Here is a 24,570-nt window from a genome sequence, read left to right on the forward strand (position 1 = left end):
TTTCGTTACCCTGCCGCCTGACCGTGCTGCGGCTCTACCGGCATCCGGAACGTGAACCTCGTCTCCGTTTCGTCGGAATGCACGTCCAGTTGCCCGGCATGCGCTTCGGCGATCTGCGAAGCAATGTAGAGGCCAAGCCCGAGACCCTGCAGGCTGGAACTGCCCTCGCCGCGCTTGAACGGCTGGAACAGCTTCTGCAAGGATTGCTCGGGGATTGGAGAACCGGAATTGGCGACCGACAGGCGCAACTCGCCATCGACGATCGCTGCATCTACGCGGATCGGGTGACCGGGGGAGCCATGGGTCACGGCATTGCCGAGGAGGTTGGACAACATCTGTGCGATCCGCTGGTGGTCGACTGGAACCACCCCGGACAGCTGAAAGTTCGCCTCGATCCTGCGCTCGGGATGCCCCGAGAGTATTTCCGAGACGACCTGCTCCAGCGTTGGCTGTAGTGACGTCTCCTGCTCTCTCTGCAGTGCGATACCGCCCCCGAGACGTCCGCGTGCGAAATCCATCACGTTGTCGATCAGGGCCGACATGCGCAGCACGCTGCCGCGCATCATGCTCAGCACCCGCGTGGACTTGTCGCTCTGCGGCTCCCGCGAGAGAATGCTGATTCCCCCGGTGATCGACGCCACGGGGTTGCGCAGATCATGGCCAAGCACGGCGATGAACTGCTCACGCAGTTCCGAGGCCGTCTTTGCATCGATCAGGCTGGCACGGGTTGAATTCAGCTTCTCGGCCGCATCGAACTGGAAGCCGATGAGGTCGGTGAACAGCTTGAACATGGTCACCGTCTGCGGGTCGCTGAGTTTTGCCGGCTTGGCGTCAATCGCACACAACGTGCCGAAGAAACGGCCGTCGGGCAGGATGACCGGGACGGAAATGTAGCTTTGCAGGCCGTAGAGCCGAGGGGTGTGGTGCTGACAATAGACGGGGTCTTCCGCCACATTGTCGATGACGATCACCTCGCGAAGCTGGCGCACCTCATGGCAGAGCGTCGTCTGGACATCCAGCTCGCCGCCGGCGGGAAGGCCGAAGCCGATATTGTCCAGCACCTGGCAGGCTACCCAGCGCTCCTCGGTCACGCGCGCGACGGCGGCAAACCCCATTCCGGTGGTCCGGCAAACCATTTCCAGGATGGCAGGGATCGCTGCGATACCCTGCATCGTGTCAATGTCATTCTGAATGTCGTGTGCCATAAGAAGCGGAATTTTTTATCTCGCAGACAGCCCAATACGCCTACCGGCGCAACCGTTACCACGCAGCAAACCTAGAGCACCCGATGAGAAATCCAAGCCCGGCGCCTTCAGCGGACGAGGGCCCGCATCAGATAGATCAGCGCCCCGAGGATCAGCATGGGCAGGACGAGGAGTTTCACCAGATAGGCCACGGCGATGCCGATCGAGGCGGTGAAGAGGTCTGCTGATAGCGCCAGACCGTCGGTGATGACCCGGGCATTGGCGGTAACGCCGCCCGTTACCGACTGGGCAAGCCCCGAGGCGGCGTCGAGCGTACCGGAAAGGGCCGAGCGCGAGGCATCGACGGCGGAGCCGAGGCGGTCGAGAAGTCCTTCGTCCTCGACAGGTGGAGGAGCGGCCCCTTCTGCCGGCAATCCCTCGCGCAACGCTTCCACCTGGCTCTCCACCGCCGTGGCCTCGTATTGTGCGTCCATGCGCTGGAAGATCGCGCTCGCCTCCGACCAAGCCTCCTCGGTGATGGCATTGCCGGCATGGAAGGCGAGCGAATAGGAGGCCGGCAGCAGAACGGCGCCGAGGAGACCGATCGCCGCGGCGGAGCGCGAAAGACGGTCCAGCACCGATGGAACCGGCCGCGCCGTAAAGAGCAGAATGGCGATGAGGCCGGCACCGACCGCCAGCACCGCCGAAGCGACCTTGGCGACCGGAACCAGCACCAGCGACAGCACGCCCGACGCGATGGCGAGGTAGAAGAGAAGATCGGCCATGCGGTCGATCGTGTTGGTCACGGGCTGCAGCAGCTGGCCGGGGCTTGCGGTGACGGAGGCCACGCCGACCCCGCCCGTAACGTCGGCATCCTTGGCCACGCTCATCAGCGAATTGGCGATGCGCAGCGTGCCATAGAGCGCGCCGCTGCCGAGCGTCACCTCACGGCTGAAGCCGGCCGCCGTCTCGGCCAGAGGATTGACAAGGAACATCGCGGCTGCAAGGAGAGCGACAAGCAGCCATGCAAGGGAATGCGCGCGTCTGGTCATGGGATGTCCGTCCGGTTGGTCGTGCCAAGCCTAGCACAGCATCGACGTGACGGGACAAGAACGGTTCAGTGATCGGCAGACATTGCCACGGTATCCTGCGGGTCGCGAATGCGAACGATCCTGTTCCGCCCGCCCCTCTTGGCGTCATAGAGCGCGATATCGGCGCGCGCGACGGCCGCATCCAGCCCGCCCTTGCCGATCCGGTCGGTGACGATGCCGGCGCTAACCGTCAGGCTGCCGGAGCCGCCCCGCCGCCAGTCGAAGACAGCGTCGGCAAAGGCCGCCCGCACCCGCTCGACCACGGCCACGGCGGATTGCGACGAGGTATCGGGGAGGAAGAGGATGAATTCCTCTCCACCCCAGCGCGCTGCCAGATCCGCGCTACGGATAGTCTGCCGGAGGATATCCGCGAAACGAATGATGGTCTCGTCACCGGCGTCGTGGCCGTAGCGGTCATTCAGGGCCTTGAACTCGTCGAGGTCCAGCAGCGCCACCGACGATATCGCGGGCTCGCCAAGGGCCATCCGTGCGGCGAAACTTTCATAAAAGGCCCGCCGGTTGAGAAGGCCCGTGAGCGGGTCCGTCTGCGCCAGTCGCAGCAACTCCCGCTGATAGGAAATGCGCTCGGAGATATCCCGGATGACGGCGATCATCATCGGCACTGAAGCGGTCGATGTCTTGAGGATCGTGATGCCCAAGTGAATGTCAGAACCATCGGCGCGCCGCCCGACGATCTCCGCAGTCCTGGCGCCCATGTAGCGCGCCTCATCGACCCCGGAAAAGAAACCGGAGACAAGCCTCGCGTGAAAGGCGTGGAGATGCTCGGGAAGCATGACATTGAGGTGCTTTTCGAGAAGACCTCCGGGCTCCCAACCGAAGATGCGCTCCGCCGACGGATTGCAGAGGCGAATGATCCCCGTTTTATCGATGCCGATAACGCCATCGTCGATCTCGAAGACTATCTTGCGGTAGATATCCTGCGACACGGGCAAGAGTGAAGCAATCGGAGCCATTGGATTGAGTGCGTTGTATCGTTGTAGGCGCTTGATCCAGCATGCCCTGTCCGGAGAAACGCATAGTTATTCAAGCAACTGTAAATTCATGATGAATCCGCCATGGCTTTCGTGAGAAATCCTCCGCGGCGCGGTGCATCGCGTCCTGCCTCGTGATATCGTCGCTCGCCATGCCTGATCTCGCCCTCCCCGCCTTCATTGCCGCGCATCCCAGCTCCACCCTTGTCGAGATCGCCGAGGCAAGGGGCTCCACCCCCCGCGAGCAGGGCGCATTCATGCTGGTGGCGGAAAATGCGATCTGGGGGACAATAGGAGGCGGGCAGTTCGAGTTCATGGCGATCGACAATGCCCGCACCATGCTGAAGGGGGGCGGTCAGCCGTGCATGGACATCCCGCTCGGTCCCGAGATCGGGCAATGTTGCGGCGGTCGCACGCGGCTGCTGTTCAGGCCGATAACAGCTGCACTGGCAGCCGAACTTGCGGATCGGCTGGACAGGGACGCGCGGACGAACCCTGGGGTTTTCCTGTTCGGTGCCGGCCATGTCGGTTTGGCGCTGGCCCGTGCCCTTGCTCCGTTGCCGCTCTCGGTCACGGTTGTGGAGACGCGTTCTGAAACCCTCGAGGGGTTACCTCCTGAGGTAACCGGGCGGTATGTGGCCATGCCGGAATCGCTGGTGGCAGATATTCCCGCAGGCGGCGCCGCGGTCATCCTCACCCACGACCATGCGCTGGATTTCCTGATCGCCCGCCAGGCACTCGCCCGTACCGATCTCGCCTATGTCGGGATGATCGGATCGGCGACGAAGCGGGCCACATTTGCCAGCTGGGCCCGGCGCGAAGGCATGGCAGCGGAGATGGCGGAACGGCTGGTGCTGCCGATCGGCGGAAGCGCCGTTAAGGACAAGCGCCCGGAAGTGATCGCCGCCATGGTTGCCGCGGAACTGTTGACGGTCCTGTCCTCGGCAACCGCTCAGAGGCTGCGTGGCGGATAGCTGAGCATCGCGTCCCGCCAGGCAGAACCGCCGCAGACGTGCCGATGAGCGGCCTTTCCGTCCCGCAGCCCTATGTCGCGCAGAACATCCTCCTGCAGGTCGCCGACATCAATCTGGCTGATGCTTCGGCGTCGCAAGGAAAAGCGGTTCCATATGTTCGACAGGAGACGGCCGCTTTCTGGCGGGCAATGTTCATCACAGCTTGAATTCAGGGCGAAAGACATCGAAACCCCCACTTCCATTGGTTCGTCTGGTGGGTTTAGAATGAGCCTCCTTGCAGCCATGATCCAATCGAACAATCGTCTGGATGGATCAAGAGAACTTATCCATGAAGCTATCGAGACAGTTTCCGCTCAATGCCCTGCGCGTCTTCGAGGCAACCGCGCGCCTGAAGAGCTTCACGCGGGCCGGCGAGGAACTCGGGATGACTCAGACGGCGGTCAGCTACCAGATCAAGCTGCTGGAAGACACGCTGGGGGAACCTCTCTTCCTGCGACGCCCGCGACAGGTGGCGCTGACCGAGGTGGGCGAGCGACTGGCCCCGAAAGTTGGTGAAGCCTTCGACATGCTGGCAGAAGCCTTGGGCGGCATCCGCGATCAATCGGAAGCGACGCTGACAATCCACACGACCGCAACTTTTGCTTCCCATTGGCTCGCCCATCACCTGGGCACATTCCAAGTCGAAAACCCGGGGATCGCCGTTCGGCTGGAAACCTCACAGTCCGTTATCGACTTCGCGCGCACGGAGGGAGACGTGGCGATCCGCTCCGGCAAGGGCGTCTGGCCGGGGCTGAAGTCACACTTCCTGATGAAGAGTCACTTCACGCCGATGCTGAGCCCAACGCTGGCGGCAACCATCGGCGGTGTGCATGAGCCCGCGGACCTGCTGAAACTCCCTATCATCGACCCGCAGGACGAGTGGTGGCCGCTGTGGTTTTCCCGGGTCGGGCTGAAGGACGCCGACTTCTCGCGCTTTCCCGCGACGCAGTACGGTGCACAGTACTTTCATGCAGCCGCAGCGATTGCGGGACAGGGTGTGGCGATCCTAAGGCCGGAATTCTATGGCGACGACGTTGCCCTCGGACGGCTTTATCAACCGTTCGACCTGCTCGCCAGCGATGGCTCCGACTACTGGCTCGTCTACCCGGAGTCACGCCGCAATTCCCGCAAGATCCGCGCCTTCCGCGAGTTCATGCGCAAGATGATGCCGGATTTCCAGACGTAGAGCGTTGTCTCAGAACGTCATGTCCGGCGCATAGAAGCAACGCAGCGTATCCTCCGTCGGGTAGAGGCAGATGTGGTATTCCTCGTCCTGCGACCGCCGCGCCTCGTCCTGTCGGAGGCTGAAATTGTGCGGGCGGGTCACCAGCCTGTGGTCGCCCGGACCGAGCGAGATCTGATAGCCGCCATTGATGATCCGAACGTTTTTCGTCGAGATCATCTGGCAGTCACCGCTGTGGTTGTCGCCATTGCAGCAGAACTTGTCATAATCCCAGCCCGTATGGGCATCGTGGGCAACGGCCGGGGCGGACAAGAGGAAGACCACAAGCAGGGTCAGTGGTAGGTTGCGCATCTGCTCATTCTCCGTTGACGAATGATCAACAGCCGGCGAGCCCCTACCTACCCTTGTCACCGGCTGGCATGCACTGGTTGTGACCGGGCGTCTGTCGCGCCGGGTCCGCGCGCCGCGAATCTTCCAGCGCAGCGTGCTCGCGCTAACCGGAGGTCGCGGAGGAAGTTCCGGCCACGAGATTTTATCCCTCTGCCTCGCCCCTTCCCTCACCCGCTGTTTTTTCGCAATGTGGCGAGTCGGAGAACAGGGGTTCCAGAGGATTGCCGAATGTATGAATATGCCGTGGCCTGGGAATGGCTGTCGTTTGCCGCACGCTGGCTGCACGTGATCACCGCCATCGCCTGGATCGGTTCGTCCTTCTACTTCATCGCGCTCGATCTCGGCCTGGTGAAGCGGCCGCATCTGCCGGTCGGCGCCTATGGCGAGGAGTGGCAGGTGCATGGCGGCGGCTTCTACCACATCCAGAAATACCTGGTGGCGCCGGCGCAGATGCCGGAGCACCTAACGTGGTTCAAGTGGGAAAGCTACATGACGTGGCTTTCCGGCTTCCTGATGCTGGCGATCGTCTACTATGCCGGGGCCGACCTCTTCCTGATCGACAGCCATGTGATGGAGCTTTCCCAGTGGCAGGCGATCGGCATTTCCGTCGCTTCACTGGCGGTCGGCTGGATCATCTATGACCAGCTCTGCAAGTCGCCTGTCGGCCGGAATACTTGGGGCCTGATGGCGATCCTCTACGCGGTACTCGTCGCCATGGCCTGGGGCTATACCCAAGTCTTTACCGGCCGCGCCGCCTTCCTCCATCTCGGCGCCTTCACCGCCACCATCATGTCGGCGAACGTCTTCTTCATCATCATCCCGAACCAGAAGATCGTTGTGGCCGACCTGATCGCCGGACGGACGCCGGACCCGAAATACGGCGTCATCGCCAAGCAGCGCTCGTTGCACAACAACTACCTGACGCTTCCCGTCATCTTCTTCATGCTGTCGAACCACTATCCGCTGGCGTTTGCGACGGAGTTCAACTGGATCATCGCGGCGCTGGTCTTCCTGATGGGGGTGACGATTCGGCACTGGTTCAACACGACCCATGCAAGGAAGGGCAAGCCGACCTGGACCTGGCTGGTGACGCTGCTCATCTTCATCGCCATCATGTGGCTTTCGACCGTGCCGAAGATGCTGACCGGCGGAACCGAGGATGCAGCCCTTTCCCCGGTGCAGCAGAAATTCGCCTCGAACGCCCATTTCGATGCCGCCCGGGACGTTGTGCTGTCCCGCTGTTCCATGTGCCACGCGGCTGAACCCGTCTGGGACGGCGTGAACTTCCCGCCGAAAGCCGTGAAGCTGGAGACCGACCGGGAGATTGCCGCACACGCCCGCGAAATATACATCCAGGCCGGCCGGAGCCACGCCATGCCGCCCGGCAACATCACAGAGATTTCGGCCGGGGAGCGCCAGTTGCTCGCCGCCTGGTATGAAAGCACAGTTTCCGAATGACGAAGACCCTGATCCGCGGCCGACTGCTCTCCTTCAAGCGCGCGCCGCAGAGCCTCACAGATGCGGACAGCTACGCGTACGAACACGACGGCGGGCTGCTGATCGAGGACGGCATCATCGCCGCCATCGGAGATTATGCGGAGATCAAGGCGCAGGCGGCCGAGGACATACATCAGATCGACCACCGGCCGCACCTCATCCTGCCCGGATTGATCGACACGCATCTGCACTTTCCGCAGATGCAGGTGATCGCCTCCTATGCCGGCAGCCTTCTGGAATGGCTCAACACCTATACCTTCCATGAGGAATGCCGCTTCGTCGAAAGCGATCATGCAGCGCGCATCGCCACCCGCTTCTACGACGAGATGATCCGCCACGGCACGACGACGGCTGCGGCCTATTGTTCGGTCCACAAGGCCTCTGCCGACGCCTATTTCGCCGAGGCGATGAAGCGCGGCATGTGCATGGTCGGCGGCAAGGTGATGATGGACCGCAACGCCCCGCAGGGGCTGCTCGACACGCCGCAGATGAGCTATGACGAGACGCGCGCGGTGATCGGTGAATGGCATGGCAAGGGGCGCAACCACGTCGCGATCACGCCGCGCTTCGCCATCACCTCCACGCCGGAGCAGATGCAGGCCGCTCAGGCGCTGGCACAAGAATTTCCGGACCTCCACATCCAGACGCATCTCTCCGAGAACCTCGACGAGATCCGTTACACTTGCGAACTCTATCCGCAGGCCAAGGACTACACCGATATCTACGCCGGCTACGGGCTGCTGGGCGAAAAGACCCTGCTCGGCCACGCCATCCACCTCTCCGACCGAGAAGCGGACGTCCTGAGCGAGACGGGATCGGTCGCCGTCCACTGCCCGACCTCCAACCTCTTCATCGGCTCGGGCCTCTTCCCACTGAACGCCATCCGCCGGCGCAACAAGCCGGTGCGGGTGGCGGTGGCAACCGATATCGGCGGCGGCTCGAGCTATTCCATGCTGCGCACGCTGGACGAGGCCTACAAGATCCAGCAGGTCCTTGGGCAGCGGCTGAACCCGCTGGACAGCTTCCACCTGATGACGCGCGGCAATGCCGAGGCGCTGTCACTCGTCGACAGGATCGGTACGCTGGACGTCGGAACGGACGCCGACCTCGTGGTGCTCAACGCAGCCGCGACGCCGGCCATGGCGCTGAGGCTGGAGACGGTCACCACCCTGCCGGAGGAGCTTTTCCTGCTGCAGACCATGGGGGACGACCGGGCGGTGGCGGAGACCTATGTCGCGGGCAAGGCGATGAAGCAGGGGCTTGAACCCAATTTGGGAGCGTGATCCCGCCGTACATCGAGATCATTTGTGGAAAGCTCGAAGGGCCAGAGAGGCAGCGCGGCCTTGAGTGCAGCGCTGGGCTCGATGCATCAGGTGAGCAGGCGGGTCGCGGACATCCCAAAGCGCAAACATCCTCTCTCCCTTGACATTCCGGCTAAAGCCATGATCCAGCCCATCCGCCCGGCAAAGGCTGCCGCCTAGCAGTCGTCGAGATCGATCCGGACGCCCTTCTCCACCGCCCGCGCCCTGGCGATATCCACGAGCGCCTGGTCGTCCAGTTCGTTCATCATCTCCTCGCGTTCCCGCAACAGCCTGCGGGCTGCCGCCCGGTTGACCAGTCCCACCCCGACCAGGAACACGAAGGTTGCGGCGCCGGCGACGAGCGGGAAGGCCGGCCGGGCGGGATCGGCCATCCACGTGCCGAGGTAGACGAGGACGAAGCCTGGCACCAGCGGCAGCACATACCAGAGCCATGCGGAAGCCAGGAGCCGGCGCTCCCGCTCCCGCCTTGACAGCAGATGCTCGCGCCCGGTGGCGGCAAGATCCCCGTCCGACCCCGGACGGCTGCCGCGGAACAGCCGGATTCCGGCAATGCCGAGGCCGGCCGTCAGCAGAAGGAATCCCGCCGCCCGCGCCAGATCGGCGGCGGTATCGGCACCCGACAGGGCGATGAGCCCGATCACCAGCAGAAACGCGGCCGCCAGTCCACCCGTCAGGTACTCCATCCGGTTGCGCCGGTAGATCAGTCGGTCCAGCTCGGCCTGCCGCGACCGGATGTCTTCAAGGGAAAAGGAATGGGTCGTCATGGCCTGCTCCTTCCAGAGGTTCTTGATCCTGTTCATGTGTCGCCTCCCGCATCGAACCTTTCGGCCAGAAGCCGCTTGAGGCGGTGGATACGCTCGCGACCGCTCCGGGCGACAGCCCGGACACCTTCGCGATCGTCGCAGCACTCTCGTCCTCCAGGTAGAGAAGCATGACCTGGCGATCGAGAGCGCCAAGGTCCCGAAGAAGATCCTGCACCCTCTCCAGCACGAGCCGATCGGACACTTCGGCTTCATGCGACGGCCTGGCGCCGGCCCGACGAGGATCGGCATCCTCAAGGCTGACGGTGGCCGCCTGCCGGCGGACGGCGCGGGAGACATGATCGGCAGCGACATTGTGGGCCACCCTGTAGACCCAGGTCTTCAGGGAACAGCGCCCATCGAAGCGGGCGAGGCTTCGCCAAAGCTCCACATGGATCGCCTGCAGCAGATCCTGCCGCTCCGCCGGATTCCCCTCGACGGAGGCCGCAAGGCGTGCCATCGCGGGCCCCAGCAGTTCGACGGCGACCGCATAGCGGTCGTCCGCACTGTCGCGGATGGCGTCGAATTCGGCCGGCATCGGTCTACGCATCGGGATCATGCTTTCATCAGTCGCCGCTTCCGCAGATTTCTTACATGGAAAATCCGGCCATCCGGCGACCGCCGGTGCCGCGACCGGGACGGACACTGCATACACTGGCCATTCTGCGGTCTCTGGCGCGTCTTTTTTGCTGACGCCCCGGAATGACTCGTGTTAGCTGGCAAAACGTCCATGCCCCGGGAGAGTGACCGACCATGCCCAAGCCGCTGACCATTGCCGACCTGAAGACGCGCGCGCGGCGCCGGGTACCGAAGATGTTCTTCGACTATGCCGACAGCGGCTCCTGGACGGAAGGCACCTACCGTGCCAACGAGGAAGACTTCTCGAAGGTGAAGCTTCGCCAGCGAGTGCTGGTGGATATGACAAACAGGTCGCTGGCAACGACCATGGTCGGCCAGGACGCTTCCATGCCCGTGGCACTCGCGCCAACCGGGCTGTGCGGCATGCAGCATGCCGACGGGGAGATGCTGGCTGCCAAGGCGGCGGAAGAATTCGGCGTGCCGTTCACGCTTTCGACCATGTCGATCTGCTCGATCGAGGACGTGGCCTCCGTCACCTCCAAGCCCTTCTGGTTCCAGCTCTACGTGATGAAGGACCGCGACTTCATCAACAACCTGATCGACCGCGCCAAGGCCGCGAACTGCTCGGCGCTGATGCTGACGCTCGACCTGCAGATTCTCGGCCAGCGCCACAAGGACCTGCGCAACGGTCTCTCCGCACCGCCGAAGTGGACCGTCCATCATGGCATCCAGCTGGCCACCAAGCCCTTCTGGTGCATGGACATGCTGCGCACCAAGCGCCGCGGCTTCGGCAATATTGTCGGGCACGCCAAGAACGTCTCCGACCTCTCCTCGCTCTCGTCCTGGACGGCGGAACAGTTCGATCCCCAGCTGTCCTGGAAGGACGTGGCGTGGATCAAGGAGCGTTGGGGCGGCAAGCTAATCCTGAAAGGCATCCTCGACGAGGAGGATGCGCGGGCGGCGGCCGAGAGCGGCGCGGACGCGATCGTCGTCTCCAATCACGGCGGCCGGCAGCTGGACGGTGCGCTGTCATCGATCAGCATGCTGCCGCGCATCGTAGACGCTGTCGGCGACAAGATCGAGGTGCATGTCGATGGCGGCATCCGTTCCGGCCAGGACGTCCTGAAGGCGGTGGCGCTCGGCGCCCGCGGCACCTATATCGGCCGCCCCTATCTCTATGGCCTAGGGGCCATGGGCAAGGCGGGCGTGACGACGGCGCTTGAGATCATCCGCAAGGAGATGGATGTCACCATGGCGCTCTGCGGCAAGCGGGATATCCAGACGGTGGACCGCAGCGTGATCGCCGAGACGCGGTTCTGACGACGCCAGAACCGCATGATGAGAGAGGGCTGCCTCAGCGGCCTTCTTCCAGCTTCTGCTCCACCTTGGTTCGGCTGTTGCCCACCTCATGCACGGCGTCCTTGACGTCGGCTTTCGACACGCCTTCCTTGTCGGCTTCGTAGCGCAGTTCATGATCCTGGCCGGCGGCGACCCGGGCCCGGTCCTGTGCACGTCCACGGTTTGTCTGGCTCATCTCGCGTTCCTCCTGAGACTGCATTGCCTGCAGAATCCATGAGGAATCAAAAGGTTCCTGAAGTACCGGGATCAGCAGGGGAAAGACCAGTCTGGCGGGGGTCGGTGGAGGTTGCCCGGAAGGTCTCAGTGCGGACGATCGACAAGCTCGGTGCGCGCGCTGTTTTCCGAAGAGTGACCGGATGTGGGCCTGGCTTGCTGCCACGGCCATTTTCCTTCGATCTCCACCTCAAGGGAGAAGCTCAGGAAGGTCCTGATCAGCACGATGCCCGCCAGCACTGCGAGGCTGTCGAGAGTCGGCTCGATGGCCACGGTGTTGATGATGTCCGCCGCCACGAGAAGCTCCAGGCCCAGCAGGATGGCTCTGCCGAGTGTGGCGCGCAGCTCATGATAGGCACCCTCGCGCGACCTCTCCCTGAGGAAGTTGAAGGCCGCGAAGAACATTCCGATGACGATCACCGCCACGCCTGCGACCTCGATGGCGCGGGTGGTAACATGCAGCAACTGACCAAATGCGGCATCCATGGAGCAGCCCTTTCACGGCGGTTGAACCGCTACCGTACTGCGAAACTGCAGGACAGCCACAACAGGCCTGGCTCCCGCTCCGCCTGAATCACGCCCGCCGCGAAGCAAAGCACACGAATGTCGCTAGCACCAGCCGCCGGGCGCACCGGGTTTCCGGGCCAACCCCTCGCGCACCAGCACGTCGGAGAGCGACACACCATTGCGCATCACGGCGCGTACCTTGCGGCCCTTGCTATCGGCATCATCGGCTCCGGCAGTGACCAGTTCGAAGGGACCGGAGTCGAGGAAGGCGCGAACCCGCAGTTCAGCATCGCTCGCCTTGATCCGCTCCGCCTCGCAGCGGGGCTTGTCGATATCGGGCACCTCTATCCCCGCAAGGCGGATCTTCTCGCCATGGAACATGAAGCTGTCGCCAGCGATGACGCAGTCATCCTGCTTGGCGGTGCCGCAAAGGTAGAACTTGGTCTGGTGGCGGCCGAGAGCGGCGGAAGGCGCATCGGGCTTGATGGCAGCGGGCACCGGACGTAGCGGAGCCGGACGACCGATCGGCGCCGGTGGGGTGATGGCTGCCGTCTGCAGCGCATCCTGGCGCCGGGGCGCACCCTGCCGCTTCTCTTCCTTCGAGGCTAGGTCGCGCGGTGGAACGGGTGCAACCGGCCGAACAGTGGCGGCGTCCTTCGACGCCGGCTTCTGCTGCGCCTTCAGCGGCGATGGTCGGGCTGCAACCTTCTGCTCCACGCCGCCCGTCAGGTTGCTTGCAAAGCGCCTCAGATCAGCAGAGTTGTCGTAAGCGGCGATCCCTCCGACGAGCGCGATCAGCGCTCCACCCCAAAGCCATGTGGACCCGCCGCGGCCGCTTGCGGTACGCTTCTTCCTGCCGCCGCTTCTGCGCTGCGGCTTTCGTCTGGAACTGGCCATCAGAACCTCTCATCGATTCCGGCGCAGTATCCTCGTCTATGGTTTCCGAAAGGTTTCCGCCGCCACTGGAAGAGACTCAACTCCCCCGGTAGGTGGAATAGCCGAAGGGCGAAAGCAGCAGCGGCACGTGGTAGTGCGCCGTCGTATCGGCGATGCCGAAGCGGATCGGGATCACGTCCAGGAAAGCAGGCTCCGGCAGGGAGTGGCCCGTCATGCGCAGATAGTCGCCGGCATGGAAGACGAGTTCGTATTCCCCCGCCTTGAACGTCTCGTCGGCCAGGATCGGGCCGTCGTCGACGCGGCCGTCGGCATTGGTGCTGACGCTCTTCACCTTCTCGCGGACGTCCCCCGAAACACGATAGAGATCGATCTTAAGACCCTTGGCTGGAACGCCGCGGGCAGTGTCGAGGACATGGGTGGTAAGGCCGGTCATGGGATTGGCTCCGAGATCAAGTAAGGCGTATCGTAGAAGAATTCCTCGAGATTGTTTTCCGGTCGGTCGCGGTCGACGACCAGGAAATCGCTGGGCGATCCGATCACCATCAGGGGATGGTGCCAAACATTGCGGCGGTAGTTGACCCCTTGGTCGCCGCGGGCGAGGAATATCTTAGGTTCGCCAGGGCGGCTCCCGACATCCTCCGCCACCGCCACGAGAAAGGGGCGCCCGGAGAGAGCCGTGAAGCTCTGGCTCCCGAACGGATGCCGCTCCATCATGTCGATTGCATAGGGGAACTGCCGCGGCTGGCCACGGAACAGACTGATGATGGCGCCCTCGCCTTCCGTCTCGACTGTGCCGAGGCGGTGAAAGCGCTCCGTTGTGCCATTGTTGATGAGGCGGACGGTGGCAGGATCGGCCTCGATGACATCACCGAAAGGGGCGAAGGCGATTTTGGTAAGCGGTTGGATCGGGAGATGCTGCGGCATAGTCATTCGCCTTGCGGGCGCCAGTGGCGGAGGGTTTGGAGCCGGTCAAGCAGGTCGGGGATCGAGCTCTGCACCGTTTCCCAGATGATGTTCATGTCAAGCGTCAGGTATCCATGAGCCGCACGGTCACGCATACCAATGATTTGCTGCCATTCAATTTCCGGATGGTCGCGAACCACAGCCGGATAGTCGCGCTCAAGACGCGTCACCCCCTCGCCAAGGATAATGAGCGTCATTCCAACCGCCTTCTGGGTTCTGGTGTCATTGAGAAAGGCCTCGCATCCATGCCGTGCGTGAACTCGCAGGCCTCCCGCGCCGCTTGCTCCATCTGTTCAAGGTAGAACTGCAGCCGTTCGCTCATATAGTCTTGGCTTCGGCAAGGACGCGGCTGCGGATGCTCTCCGGCAGTTCGCCAGGAGTGAGGAGATCGACCTTTACATCCCTCATGATCATCGCGAGCTCCGAATGCAGCCCGCCCAGCGTAAAGAGAGTCGACCCCGGCAGCGCGTCGACGAGAATATCGAGATCGCTGCCATCCTTGTCCTCCCCCCGCGCCACGGAACCGAAGACGCGCGGGTTCGCCGCGTTGAAGCGCTTTGTCGCTTCGCGGATCGCCTCGCGATTCTTCTCCAGGACTTCGGACGGTCTCATGGCATCACCTCGATATGCCTCCTCAATATAGGCAGGGAAGCGAATTGAGGGAAGCCGATCAACCCTCCGGCAGGAGGGCCGCAAGCCGAAGGCTGGCGATGCGTTCCACCTGGGCGCAGGCCGTCTCAAACTCTTCCTCGAGGCTGTTGCCGATGCGGCGCTCGAAGGCGCCGAGGATGTCATCCTTGTCGAGCCCCTTCACGGCGATGATAAAGGGGAAGCCGAACTTTTCCGTATAGGCGGTGTTGAGGTCGGTGAAGCGCGCATGCTCCTGCGGGCTCAGGCGATCAAGGCCGGCGCCCGCCTGTTCCTGGCGGCTGTCCTCGGTGAGTTCACCGGCGATGGCGAGCTTCCCCGCGAGATCCGGATGCGCCCGCAGGACCGCGAGCCGCTCTTCCTGCGAAGCCTCGCGGAAGACCGACACCATTGCCTGATGCACGCCCCTCGCCGTCAGCGGCACGAAGATCAGCCCGCGGTCATAGGCGCGCTCGGCGATGAAGGCGGAGTGTTCGAAGACGCCGCCGAAGCGGGCGATGAAATCCTCACGGGCGCTCATGCGGCATCTCCCGGCTTGTGGTGTTCGTGCCAGTGGCGGGCGATCTCGATCCGCTGCGGGATCCAGACCTTGTCGTGGGAGAGCACGTATTCGATGAACCGGCGAAGGGCTGCGGCCCGACCCGGACGTCCGACGAGGCGGCAGTGGAGGCCAACCGACATCATCTTCGGCGCGCCCTCCTGGCCCTCCCGATAGAGCACGTCGAAGGCGTCCTTGAGGTAAGTGAAGAACTGGTCGCCGGAATTGAAGCCCTGGGGCGTTGCGAAACGCATGTCGTTGGTTTCGAGCGTATAGGGGACGATCAGGAACGACTTCCCGTCAACCCCCGGCACCCAGTAGGGCAGGTCGTCGGCATAGCTGTCGGACGAGTAGAGGAAACCGCCCTCCTCCATGACGAGCCTGAGCGTGTTGTCAGACGGTTTGCCTTGGTACATGCCGAGAGGGCGCTCGCCCGTCAGCTCCGTGTGGAGGCGGACCGCCTCGCGTATATGCTCGCGCTCCCTGTCCTCCGGGAAGTCCTTGTATTCGAGCCAGCGGTAGCCGTGGCTGGCGATTTCCCAGCCGGCTTCCTTCATCGCCGCGACCGCTTCCGGATTGCGGGCCATGGCAAGCGTCACGCCGTAGACCGTCGTCTGCACCTTGAGTTCGGTGAACATGCGCCATAGCCGCCAGAAGCCGGCGCGGGAACCGTATTCGTAAATCGATTCCATGTTGAGGTTGCGCTGGTTTGGCCAGGGTTGCGCGCCGACGATCTCGGACAGCAGATTTTCCGAGGCCGGATCGCCGTCGAGAATGCAGCTTTCGCCGCCCTCCTCGTAGTTGATCACGAACTGGACGGCGACATGGGCGCCGCCAGGCCATTTCGGATCGGGAGGGTTGCGACCATAACCGACGAGATTGCGAGGGTAGTCCTTCGACGACATCAAATCACCTTACGAAAAAGAAGTCTGACGGTAGCCAGCCCTCCACCCTCTGTCGAGATGGCAGATTCCTGAGCCTCAGGATGGGTCCCGCGCCAGCCGCAGATGATCCGCAAACACGAAGGGCGGCGGCAACGACATAGGGTTGCCAGCCACACCCGCGAGTGCGGCATCGGCCAACCGGTGGGCGAGCCCGAAGCTCACCTTGAAGCCGCCCGTCAGCGCAACGAGGGAGGGATGGTCCGGATGCGGGCCGACCATGGGCTCGCGGCCGATCGCCTTCGGGCGCAGACCCGCCCAGCGCTCGAGCACCTGGGCTTGCTGCAGGTCGGGTACCAGTTGGCGCGCACGCTCCAGCAGGTCGTCGAGCTTGACGTCGGTGGTGGCGGAATCGGCAAACTCCTCTTCGCTCGTACTGCCGATCGCGACCCTTCCGTCGTCATGCGGCACGACATAGAGGCCGTTGAGGAAGATCACCGGCTGGCCCGGATCGATGTCGGCCCGCAGGAGCGCCGCCTGCCCCTTTACCGGACGCCCGAGCGGACGAATCGCGGCCGGTTCGATGGCCTGCAGGAGCGGAAACGACTGGTGACCCGCTGCGACAATGCAGTGACCGAAGGCGATGCTTGACCCGCCCGAAAGATGCACCAACCGCGCCCTTGGATCGATCCGCGCAGCAGCGGCATTCTCTGCGACCTGTACGTGATCCGACAGTTCCAGCCGGGCCCGCAGCGCCCTTGTCAGGAGGCGTGGCGAGATGCGGCCGGAAAGGGTCTCGTGCACGAGGCCGGCCTCACAGGCCGCCGCGTCAGGCCACCCGGCGTCGGGCGCGTTGTCCAGGACCTGCCAGCTAAAACTCCGCCCAGCGGTGGCCCAGTTCTCCCGCGCCTCCTCGGCATTGCGGACGGCGATATCCCGCAGGTGGGGCTTCGGCAGCGGGATCAGGCGACCGCAGCGGCGATAGCCGGTCGAAAGACCCGTCTCTGATTCGAGCCGGGCGACCTCCTCCTCCAGCGACACAAGCGCTTCGAGCTGGAACTGCTTCTTGTCGTTCCAGCGGTCCGGCGTATGCGGCATCAGCGCACCGAGGAGCCCGCCGCTCGCCCCGCCACCAGTCCGACCTGCATCGAGGAGGAGCGTCCGGAGGCCCAGCCTGTCCGCCTTGACCGCCGCCCACAGTCCCATGACTCCTGCTCCGAGGATGAGCAGATCGGCAGAGGCGGGAAGCGATTGACCGGCCCCGGCGGCGAGACTATCGGCATTAGCCATGAGCGACGACATTTCAGAAAATGATGACGAGGGCCTTCAGTGGCACGAGGGCGATATGCCCTTTTCCACCCAGTTTGGCGACCACTTTTATTGCCGCAGCGACGGGCGGCTCGAATGCGGCCACGTCTTCCTCGCCGGCAACGGGCTGCCGGATCGATGGCAGGCGGGCGGCGACTTTCGGATCGGCGAACTCGGCTTCGGCACGGGCTTAAACTTCTGCGAGACGTGGCGGCAGTGGCAGCTCGCCCGACGCCCCGGTTCCTTCCTGCATTTCATCTCGTTCGAGCTCTACCCGATGCAGGCGCAGGAGATCGACCGGGCACTGTCGCACTGGCCGGAGATCGATGCGGAGCGGCAGGCGCTGGCGGCGGCATGGCCCGCGGCGCCGCAGGGACGGGTGGAGATTGCCGCCGATGCCCAGACGCGCCTGACGGTCGTCGTCGGTCCCGCGCTGGAGGGCGTAATGGCTGCGCCAGCGCAGTTCGACGCCTGGTTCCTCGATGGCTTCGCGCCGTCGCGCAATCCCGACATGTGGTCGCCGGAGCTGATGCAGGCGGTCTACGACCGCACCGTCGAAGGCGGAAGCTTCGCCACCTATGCCGCGGCAGGCTTCGTCCGCCGCAACCTGCAGGCAGCGGGCTTCGCGGTCGAGCGACGGCCGGGTTTCGCAGGGAAGCGCGAAATGCTGTGCGGGCGGAAGTAGGAAGGCGCAGTTCTATTCGCCGGGATGCACGCCCTGACGATTGCTGGGAGCGGTGAGGTAATAAACGCCGACACCGACTGCCAGGGCAATCAGCGGCATGCCAAAGAAAGCGTAGGCAGTGAACCAGCTCACATGAGCCTCCCGAGAACTTTTCGCCCAAGCAAATGTAGTGCAATTCCGGAGGAAAGCCAAACGCCGCTGGCCGCAACCAGCAGCAACGGGCTAACCCCGATCCCATGCTGAGCTGAAACAGCACCGCGATTGAGGGCGCGACCACACCGGTTATGATCACGCCGGATGCCATGGAATTCAACCAGTTCGCGGTAAGCTTCGTACGCTCGTTGTGGATCATCCGGTGCCGCCACCCGTCATCCGGAAGAAGCCGAGGTGGATGTCTCCCCCAGCCAGGCCTTGATCTTCTGCTCTAGCAGTTCCGGGCTGATCGGCTTGGACATGTAGTCGTCCATGCCGGCTGCTAGGCAGAGTTCCTTGTCGCTTTCAAGCGCATGGGCCGTTACGCCGATGATCGGGACGTGGCCACCCACCTGCTTCTCGAGCTCGCGGATCTTCTGCGTAGCCTGGTGGCCGTTCATGACCGGCATGGAGACGTCCATGAGGATAAGCGCCGGATCCTTTTCCTGCCACGCCTCGACGGCCTTGGCACCGTTCTCGACAATCTCGAACCGCCAGCCGGTACCCTGCAGGATCTGTGTAAAGACGATCTGGTTGACCTCGTTGTCTTCGGCCACGAGCACGTCGAGCGCGGGCAGCGAGCGGACGACGGGCGTGGACGCCGCGCCTTCGACAGGCAGGACCAGCTGCGGTGCGGCAACTGCCTGCGCGGCAGCCGTAACGGGCGCGGTGCGGCGCTTCATCCGTACGGAGCGCACGACGTCGATGATCGTTGCGCGCAGGAGGTTGGCACGCGCCGGCTTCATGAGGTGCGCCTGGATGTTCAGTTCCGCGAAGAGGTTTTCGTCGCCGGCCATGTCCATGGAGGTGAGGAAGATGATCCCCAGGTCGTCGAACCTGCGGTCGGCGCGGATATGGCGGGCGGCATCCAGGCCGTTCATCTCCGGCATGTGGTAGTCGAGCACGACGGCATCGATGACGAGCCCGAGGCGTGATGCCTCGTTCATGAAGGCAAGTCCCTCGGCACCGCCATCGGCGGCCACGGTATCAAAGCCCCACATGGTCAGCTGTTCCGTCAGGATGCGACGGTTGACGGCGTTGTCGTCGATCACCAGCACCCGTGCGCCGGCAGTGTTGATCGGCAGAACCGTGTTGGTGCCGCGCTCGCTGACGACGGGGAACGGCAGGTGTACCGTGAAGACCGATCCCCTGCCGACCTCGCTCGTCACCTCGATATGGCCGCCGAAGAGTTCGACAAGGCCGGCGGTAATGGCAAGGCCGAGCCCCGTTCCCTCGTGACGGCGGGTCGAGGAGGTATCGACCTGCGAGAACTTCTCGAAGACCGACTTCAGCTTTTCGTCGGGAATGCCCAGGCCGGTATCCTCGATCCGCACGGTCAGCATCATGTCGGTATCGCTGACGGCTTCCGAGTGGAGGTCGATGAAGACGTGCCCCTTCTCGGTGAACTTTACCGCATTGCCGACGAGGTTGGTGATGATCTGCCGGAAGCGGCCGGCATCGCCGAGCACCGTCTCCTTCACCGAGGCGTCACCACGAACGATGAGCTCGATATCCTTCTCCGCGGCGGAAGACGACAGGAGCGTCGCCACATCCTCGATCGCCTCGACCGGATCGAAGGGCGCCTTGCGGAGCTTCATCTGGCCGGCGTCGATCTTGGAGAAGTCGAGGATGTCGTTGATGATCGTCAAGAGCGCATTGCCGGACTTGACGATGATGTCGATGAAGGTCTTCTGGCGCGTGTCGAGGTCAGATTTCGCCAGCAGTTCGGCCATGCCGAGCACGCCGTTCATCGGCGTGCGGATCTCGTGGCTCATATTGGCAAGGAATTCCGATTTGGCGCGATCGGCGGCTTCGGCGCGTTCGACCAGGCGGGTCAGTTCTGCCTCGCGTTCCTTCACGTCGGTGACATCGGTGAAGACGGCCAGCCAATGGTCGTCGCCACTGAGATTGGCCTCGACATTGATCCACTTGCGGCCCTCGATCCGGAAGGTTGCCTCCACGGAATTGCCCTGGCTGACATTCTCCTCCCAGAGCCGCAGGATCTCCATCGCCTCGTCGGTCGGGCCCAGGTCGCCGCGCTTGACGCAGTAGCGGAAGACATCGCGCCAGAGCGACCCCGGCGAGCCGAGGCTTTCCGGGATTTCCAGCATCGCCGGCAGTGACTTGTTGGAGAACATGATCACGCCGTCATGCAGGATGAGCAGGCCCTGCGACATCGCCCCCGTGGCCTCGCGCATGAGCGCGCCCTGCCGGTCGAGCGCCTGCTGAGCCGCGCGCACCTCCTCATCGCGTTTGCGGATAGCGGTGATGTCCGTATAGCTGAGCAGCAGCTTGTCGCCGGACAGTTTCGTGCCGGAAATCAGGATTACGCGGCCCTGGGCGCTACGGACCTCGATCGGCGGCCGCTCGCCATCCTTCGTCAAGTTGGCGATGCGCTGCTCGTAGATTTCCTCGAAGCTCTTGTCGGTATCCCCGTAGATGCCGTGGTCGTAATTGACCTTCAGGAAGTCCCGGTAGGAACGGCCCACGAGATCGAACTGCTCGCCGGCATCCCAGAAGCCGTAGAAGGCGGGATTGGCGGATTCGAAGACGAAGTCCTTGTCGAGGATGCCGATGCCGACGGGAATGCCGTGCAGGATCGTCTGCATATCCTCCCGAAGCTTCTCGGCGTGCTCCTTGGCTTCCTTGTAGGGCGTTATGTCTGTAATCGAACCGACCAGGTGCGGATGGCCGTCGGCATCCACGACCCGCATCTGCCGCGTGATGACCGGAATGACGCGCCCGTCGGGAAAGGCCTTGTCTTCCGCCTTCTCGGCGACCTCGCCATCGGCCAGAATCCTGTCGTTCTCGCTCTGGCTGCGTTCGGCTTTCCAGGGGAACATTTCCGCGTCGGTCTTGCCGAGAATGTTCTCACGCTTGTCGCCGAACATCCGCTCATAGGCCGCGTTGACGAATTCGAGCCGCTGCTCGCTGTCGCGCATGAAGACCGCTACGGGCAGGTCTTCGAGAACGGCCCGCAGGATTTCCGTTTCGCCAATGTTCTTGCGCAGGAGGTGCTCCTGCTCCTTGAAATCGCTGACATCCGACCGGAGTGTGATGACGAGGCCGTTGTCGAGGCGCTTGTTGACGCTCTTCAGCCAGCGGCCGTCGGCAAGCTGTTCGATGCTTTCCGAATAGGGAGAACGGAATGTCGCAACCCTGTCGCGCACCCATGCGGTCCGCTCCGGGGGCTCGCGTCCGGCAAGGCGGGGGCTGTTGCGAACGCTCTTGTCGTAGACCTGCTCGCAGATCTGCGTGAACGTCACGCCGATCTGGAGACGCACGTCGAACGAATCGAAGAAGTCGATCAGCTGGGCGTTGTAGTAGACCAGAGTGTCCGTCTCGTCGTAGATGCCGATCCCCACATCGAGAAGGTCCAGCGCATCCTCCAGCTGCAGGTCCTGCTCATCCCCGCCTTGGCTCATCGTCTTTCCTCCCCCAGATTTCGGTTCAGGCATCGGCACCCTGCCCGGCTCCCCCGCCGGCAGGAAGGTCCCGAAGAGATAGGTCCGGTCGTCTTCCGTCACGAAACGCTCGATCATGATCTCGTGGCGCAGCGCACCTGACGCATCGAAACAGTGAACAATCTCCTCGGTGCCGAAGATGAGCGCCCGGCACTCCCGCTCCTTGCGATCCGGCTGAGAGAGACCCGCCATGTCATCGCGGGTGGACTGTCCGACGAAATCCTCGGGAATCATCGCGGACAGCGCCGCATAGGCGCTGTTGACGGCAACATAATTGAGCGTGCTGTCCTTGATGAACGCCGGTTCGCGCAGATCCTCGATCCGCGCGCAGGCCGTCATCAGGAGTTCGCCATGCATCTCCACCGTCTTCCGCTCCAACCGCATCCGGCCGGCGCCGCAGCGATCTCTCTATCCTCCGATTCGGCAATCTCATCACGGTTAGGGTTAACAACCTCTTCCCGCGCCGGCTGGCGGGGCAATTTTCGTTGCTTTTTGTCAACTCCAGCGCCTTCACGACCGCCACCGATGCCGGAGGGCCAATTCGGAGCGAACGGTAGATGTTGCTGAACCAGCCGTTCAGCCTGCGTTCATTAGAATTCCATCAAACTGCCACCATCATAGTTGAGGCTCCTGACGTGCCCGGAAAGGGAGAGGAACGAGAAATGTCGATACTGAAGAAAAGTGCTTCTGCGGGTCTGGTCGCGCTGACATTGGCCGGCGCGATGATTTCGACGGCGCCTGCGGCCCAGGCCGGCGGGCGCCACAATGACGACGTCTGGGTTGGTGTCGCGGCAGGCCTGGCCGGCGGGATCATCGGCGGCGCCATCGCATCCCAGCCGCGCCGCGTCTACGTCGAGCCGGAATACGAATACGCGCCCCCTCCGCGACCCGTCTACCGCCGCACCTATTATCGCGCGGCACCACGCTGCCATTACGAATGGGTGGAGAATGAATGGGGCGAAGCCTATCGCGCCCGCGTCTGCTACTGATCCATTCATCAGCAGTTCGAAAGGCCCGCATCCGGTACTCCGGTGCGGGCCCTTCTTTTTGCGGTTGCGAAATCGCAGCTTGACTTTCGACCACTCATCCACCAAATGAGGCTCAGCTTTCACCTTCCGGCCGCCGCGTGAGCTGGCCCTGCGACACAGGTTCGCGAAGAAGGAACAAGGCGCACAGACAGATCGCCCTCGCTCCCGAGGGTTTACGCGCTGGGAAGCAATTTCCAACACACAAGTTCCCACTTCACGCGGGGTTCTTGACGCCAAGGGCAAACCGGACGGCATGGTGCCGTAGCCGGTCGTGCGCTTTTGGCGCCCCGAAAAGGTATTCGACTTGACGAATTTCCATGAGCTTGGCCTCGCCAAGCAGCTCGTAGCCAACCTTTCCACCCTGGGCTACGACACTCCGACGCCGATCCAGGCTGAGGCTATCCCGCATCTTCTCCAGGGCCGCGACCTCATTGGTCTCGCCCAGACCGGCACCGGCAAGACGGCCGCCTTCGGCCTGCCGCTCATCGAGATGCTGTCGAAGGACCCCAAGCGTCCCGACAACCGCACGACGCGTACTCTGATCCTCGCACCGACTCGCGAACTGGTGAACCAGATCGCCGTCAACCTGAAGGCTTATGTCCGTGGCATGCCGCTGAAGGTCAATTCGGTGGTCGGCGGCGCATCCATCAACAAGCAACAGCAGATGCTGGAAAAGGGCACCGACATCCTCGTCGCAACGCCCGGCCGCCTGCTGGACCTCATTGCCCGCAAGGCGATCGGCCTGACCACCGTCCGCTATCTCGTCCTCGACGAGGCCGACCAGATGCTCGACCTCGGCTTCATCCACGACCTTCGCAAGATCTCCAAGATGGTGCCGAAGAAGCGCCAGACCCTGCTCTTCTCGGCGACCATGCCGAAGGCGATTGCCGAACTGGCTGGCGACTACCTGACGGATCCGATCCAGGTGTCGGTGACGCCTCCGGGCAAGGCTGCCGACAAGGTCGAGCAGTACGTGCACTTCGTCGGCGGCAAGAACGACAAGACCGAGCTCCTGAAGAAGACGCTGACCGCCAATGCCGGTGGCCGGGCGATCGTCTTCATGCGCACCAAGCATACAGCCGAGAAGCTGATGAAGCATCTCGACCAGGTGGGCTATTCGGTTGCCTCCATCCACGGCAACAAGAGCCAGGGCCAGCGCGAGCGGGCACTGAAGGGTTTCCGTGACGGGGAGATCCAGACGCTGATCGCGACCGACGTCGCTGCCCGCGGCATCGACATCCCCGATGTCACCCACGTCTTCAACTACGACCTGCCGGAAGTCCCGGATGCCTATATCCACCGGATTGGTCGTACAGCACGCGCCGGTCGCGACGGCATCGCGATCGCCTTCTGCACGTCAGAAGAAACCGGGCTGCTGCGCGACATCGAGAAGCTGATGGGGATCGAGATCGCCACGGCCTCTGGCGAGCGCCCGGAGGGGCTCAATCGCCCGGCACGCGGCAACAACAACAGCCGCGGCGGTAATCGCGGTCGCGGCAACGGCCAGCCGGCCGGTGGTGAAGGACGCCCGCAGCAGCGCAAGCGTCCGGCCCGCAAGCCGTTCTTTGCAGCGGAAGGCGGCGAAGGTCGCGGTGAAGCTGGAGAACGCCCGGCGCACGCGAACGGCAGCCGGCCGGCGCGCAAGGAGCATCGCAAGGGTAATGGCCCGGCAGCTCACGGCGCCCACGAGAGCGGCAACCAGCGCAGCCGCAACGGCCATGGCCGCCCGGCCCAGAAGGCCAGCGGCAATCCCGGCCCGGTCCGCTTCGGCGGCGGCAACGAAGGCCGCAGCCGCCGTCCGGCCTGAGCGGTTCGCTCGGCCAGACCGGATACGAA

26 protein-coding genes are annotated in these 24,570 nt (G+C 63.5%); 9 read left to right on the top strand and 17 right to left on the bottom strand.

Going from position 1 to position 24,570, the window contains the following annotated elements:
• Positions 1–5: 5 nt before the first annotated feature.
• The 3 genes from FN060_RS11525 to FN060_RS11535 form a co-directional block, all read right to left on the bottom strand.
• The gene (locus FN060_RS11525) at positions 6–1,172 is read right to left on the bottom strand and encodes a GAF domain-containing sensor histidine kinase (protein ID WP_244665752.1); all 1,167 of its coding nucleotides are present in this window, start codon (positions 1,170–1,172) and stop codon (positions 6–8) included.
• Between the two features lie 140 nt (positions 1,173–1,312).
• A complete protein-coding gene (locus FN060_RS11530) occupies positions 1,313–2,236 on the bottom strand; it encodes a hypothetical protein (RefSeq protein ID WP_142588149.1) in 924 nt (307 codons plus the stop codon).
• Between the two features lie 65 nt (positions 2,237–2,301).
• A complete protein-coding gene (locus FN060_RS11535) occupies positions 2,302–3,249 on the bottom strand; it encodes a GGDEF domain-containing protein (protein ID WP_142588150.1) in 948 nt (315 codons plus the stop codon).
• 170 nt (positions 3,250–3,419) lie between these two features.
• Between FN060_RS11535 and xdhC the strand changes: the two genes are divergently transcribed.
• The 3 genes from xdhC to FN060_RS11550 all read left to right on the top strand — a co-directional run bounded on the left by xdhC (position 3,420) and on the right by FN060_RS11550 (position 5,466).
• Positions 3,420–4,241: a xanthine dehydrogenase accessory protein XdhC gene (gene xdhC / locus FN060_RS11540; protein WP_142588151.1), complete on the top strand. Its 822-nt coding sequence runs from the start codon at positions 3,420–3,422 to the stop codon at positions 4,239–4,241.
• A 44-nt stretch (positions 4,242–4,285) separates the two neighbouring features.
• On the top strand, positions 4,286–4,447 hold the full coding sequence (locus FN060_RS11545; RefSeq protein WP_183949619.1) for a hypothetical protein: 162 nt from the start codon (positions 4,286–4,288) through the stop codon (positions 4,445–4,447).
• A gap of 122 nt (positions 4,448–4,569) precedes the next feature.
• Entirely contained in the window at positions 4,570–5,466 is an 897-nt protein-coding gene (locus FN060_RS11550) for a LysR substrate-binding domain-containing protein (RefSeq protein ID WP_183949618.1), read from the top strand.
• A 9-nt stretch (positions 5,467–5,475) separates the two neighbouring features.
• On the opposite strand, the gene FN060_RS11555 is transcribed toward FN060_RS11550, so the two are convergent.
• Positions 5,476–5,814, bottom strand: coding sequence for a hypothetical protein (locus FN060_RS11555; RefSeq protein WP_142588153.1), 339 nt, complete (start codon positions 5,812–5,814; stop codon positions 5,476–5,478).
• Positions 5,815–6,081: 267 nt separating this feature from the next.
• Here FN060_RS11555 and puuD point away from each other — a divergent pair, with 267 nt between their 5' ends.
• Both puuD and guaD read left to right on the top strand, forming a co-directional pair.
• Positions 6,082–7,311: a urate hydroxylase PuuD gene (gene puuD / locus FN060_RS11560; RefSeq protein WP_142588154.1), complete on the top strand. Its 1,230-nt coding sequence runs from the start codon at positions 6,082–6,084 to the stop codon at positions 7,309–7,311.
• Complete coding sequence (gene guaD, locus FN060_RS11565; RefSeq protein WP_142588155.1) at positions 7,308–8,633, top strand: guanine deaminase; 1,326 nt, start codon at positions 7,308–7,310, stop codon at positions 8,631–8,633. Before puuD ends, guaD begins: the two co-directional genes overlap by 4 nt.
• A gap of 194 nt (positions 8,634–8,827) precedes the next feature.
• On the opposite strand, the gene FN060_RS11570 is transcribed toward guaD, so the two are convergent.
• Together FN060_RS11570 and FN060_RS11575 are read right to left on the bottom strand one after the other, a co-directional pair.
• Positions 8,828–9,436, bottom strand: coding sequence for a hypothetical protein (locus tag FN060_RS11570; protein WP_244665753.1), 609 nt, complete (start codon positions 9,434–9,436; stop codon positions 8,828–8,830).
• On the bottom strand, positions 9,411–10,022 hold the full coding sequence (locus FN060_RS11575; protein ID WP_244665754.1) for an RNA polymerase sigma factor: 612 nt from the start codon (positions 10,020–10,022) through the stop codon (positions 9,411–9,413). The genes FN060_RS11570 and FN060_RS11575 overlap by 26 nt, the downstream gene beginning before the upstream one ends.
• A gap of 203 nt (positions 10,023–10,225) precedes the next feature.
• Here FN060_RS11575 and FN060_RS11580 point away from each other — a divergent pair, with 203 nt between their 5' ends.
• A complete protein-coding gene (locus FN060_RS11580; RefSeq protein WP_142588156.1) occupies positions 10,226–11,371 on the top strand; it encodes an alpha-hydroxy acid oxidase in 1,146 nt (381 codons plus the stop codon).
• Between the two features lie 34 nt (positions 11,372–11,405).
• Here the strand turns inward: FN060_RS11580 and FN060_RS11585 are convergent, their stop codons facing one another.
• From FN060_RS11585 to FN060_RS11630, 10 genes are all read right to left on the bottom strand, one after another.
• A complete protein-coding gene (locus FN060_RS11585) occupies positions 11,406–11,585 on the bottom strand; it encodes a DUF3606 domain-containing protein (protein ID WP_142588157.1) in 180 nt (59 codons plus the stop codon).
• A gap of 125 nt (positions 11,586–11,710) precedes the next feature.
• Positions 11,711–12,109: a DUF1622 domain-containing protein gene (locus tag FN060_RS11590; protein WP_142588158.1), complete on the bottom strand. Its 399-nt coding sequence runs from the start codon at positions 12,107–12,109 to the stop codon at positions 11,711–11,713.
• 123 nt (positions 12,110–12,232) lie between these two features.
• Positions 12,233–13,027 carry a thermonuclease family protein gene (locus tag FN060_RS11595; protein WP_142588159.1) on the bottom strand — a complete coding sequence of 265 codons (795 nt, stop codon included), beginning with the start codon at positions 13,025–13,027 and terminating at the stop codon, positions 12,233–12,235.
• A 76-nt stretch (positions 13,028–13,103) separates the two neighbouring features.
• Entirely contained in the window at positions 13,104–13,460 is a 357-nt protein-coding gene (uraH, locus tag FN060_RS11600; RefSeq protein WP_077546850.1) for a hydroxyisourate hydrolase, read from the bottom strand.
• Positions 13,457–13,951, bottom strand: coding sequence for an ureidoglycolate lyase (locus FN060_RS11605; protein ID WP_142588160.1), 495 nt, complete (start codon positions 13,949–13,951; stop codon positions 13,457–13,459). The genes uraH and FN060_RS11605 overlap by 4 nt, the downstream gene beginning before the upstream one ends.
• A 2-nt stretch (positions 13,952–13,953) precedes the next feature.
• Positions 13,954–14,187 (bottom strand): HepT-like ribonuclease domain-containing protein, encoded by a 234-nt coding sequence (locus FN060_RS11610; RefSeq protein ID WP_244665756.1) that lies wholly within the window; start codon positions 14,185–14,187, stop codon positions 13,954–13,956.
• Between the two features lie 121 nt (positions 14,188–14,308).
• The gene (locus FN060_RS11615; RefSeq protein WP_142588162.1) at positions 14,309–14,602 is read right to left on the bottom strand and encodes a nucleotidyltransferase family protein; all 294 of its coding nucleotides are present in this window, start codon (positions 14,600–14,602) and stop codon (positions 14,309–14,311) included.
• Between the two features lie 58 nt (positions 14,603–14,660).
• A complete protein-coding gene (gene uraD, locus FN060_RS11620) occupies positions 14,661–15,158 on the bottom strand; it encodes a 2-oxo-4-hydroxy-4-carboxy-5-ureidoimidazoline decarboxylase (RefSeq protein WP_142588163.1) in 498 nt (165 codons plus the stop codon).
• The gene (puuE, locus tag FN060_RS11625; RefSeq protein WP_077546855.1) at positions 15,155–16,081 is read right to left on the bottom strand and encodes an allantoinase PuuE; all 927 of its coding nucleotides are present in this window, start codon (positions 16,079–16,081) and stop codon (positions 15,155–15,157) included. The genes uraD and puuE overlap by 4 nt, the downstream gene beginning before the upstream one ends.
• A 75-nt stretch (positions 16,082–16,156) precedes the next feature.
• Positions 16,157–17,347 (bottom strand): NAD(P)/FAD-dependent oxidoreductase, encoded by a 1,191-nt coding sequence (locus FN060_RS11630; protein ID WP_142588164.1) that lies wholly within the window; start codon positions 17,345–17,347, stop codon positions 16,157–16,159.
• Here FN060_RS11630 and mnmC2 point away from each other — a divergent pair.
• A complete protein-coding gene (gene mnmC2 / locus FN060_RS11635) occupies positions 17,346–18,050 on the top strand; it encodes a tRNA (5-methylaminomethyl-2-thiouridine)(34)-methyltransferase MnmC2 (protein ID WP_142588165.1) in 705 nt (234 codons plus the stop codon). The two genes, FN060_RS11630 and mnmC2, sit on opposite strands and share 2 nt — an antisense overlap.
• A 368-nt stretch (positions 18,051–18,418) precedes the next feature.
• Here the strand turns inward: mnmC2 and FN060_RS11640 are convergent, their stop codons facing one another.
• A complete protein-coding gene (locus tag FN060_RS11640; RefSeq protein ID WP_244665757.1) occupies positions 18,419–22,090 on the bottom strand; it encodes a response regulator in 3,672 nt (1,223 codons plus the stop codon).
• Positions 22,091–22,368: 278 nt separating this feature from the next.
• Between FN060_RS11640 and FN060_RS11645 the strand changes: the two genes are divergently transcribed.
• Both FN060_RS11645 and FN060_RS11650 read left to right on the top strand, forming a co-directional pair.
• Positions 22,369–22,695, top strand: a complete 327-nt coding sequence (locus FN060_RS11645) for a hypothetical protein (RefSeq protein ID WP_052639025.1) — start codon at positions 22,369–22,371, stop codon at positions 22,693–22,695.
• Positions 22,696–23,038: 343 nt separating this feature from the next.
• Positions 23,039–24,541 (top strand): DEAD/DEAH box helicase, encoded by a 1,503-nt coding sequence (locus tag FN060_RS11650; protein ID WP_142588166.1) that lies wholly within the window; start codon positions 23,039–23,041, stop codon positions 24,539–24,541.
• The last annotated feature ends 29 nt before the right edge of the window (positions 24,542–24,570 follow it).

The sequence above is a fragment of the Pseudorhizobium halotolerans genome, from assembly GCF_902153235.2.
Taxonomy (GTDB): domain Bacteria; phylum Pseudomonadota; class Alphaproteobacteria; order Rhizobiales; family Rhizobiaceae; genus Neorhizobium; species Neorhizobium flavum.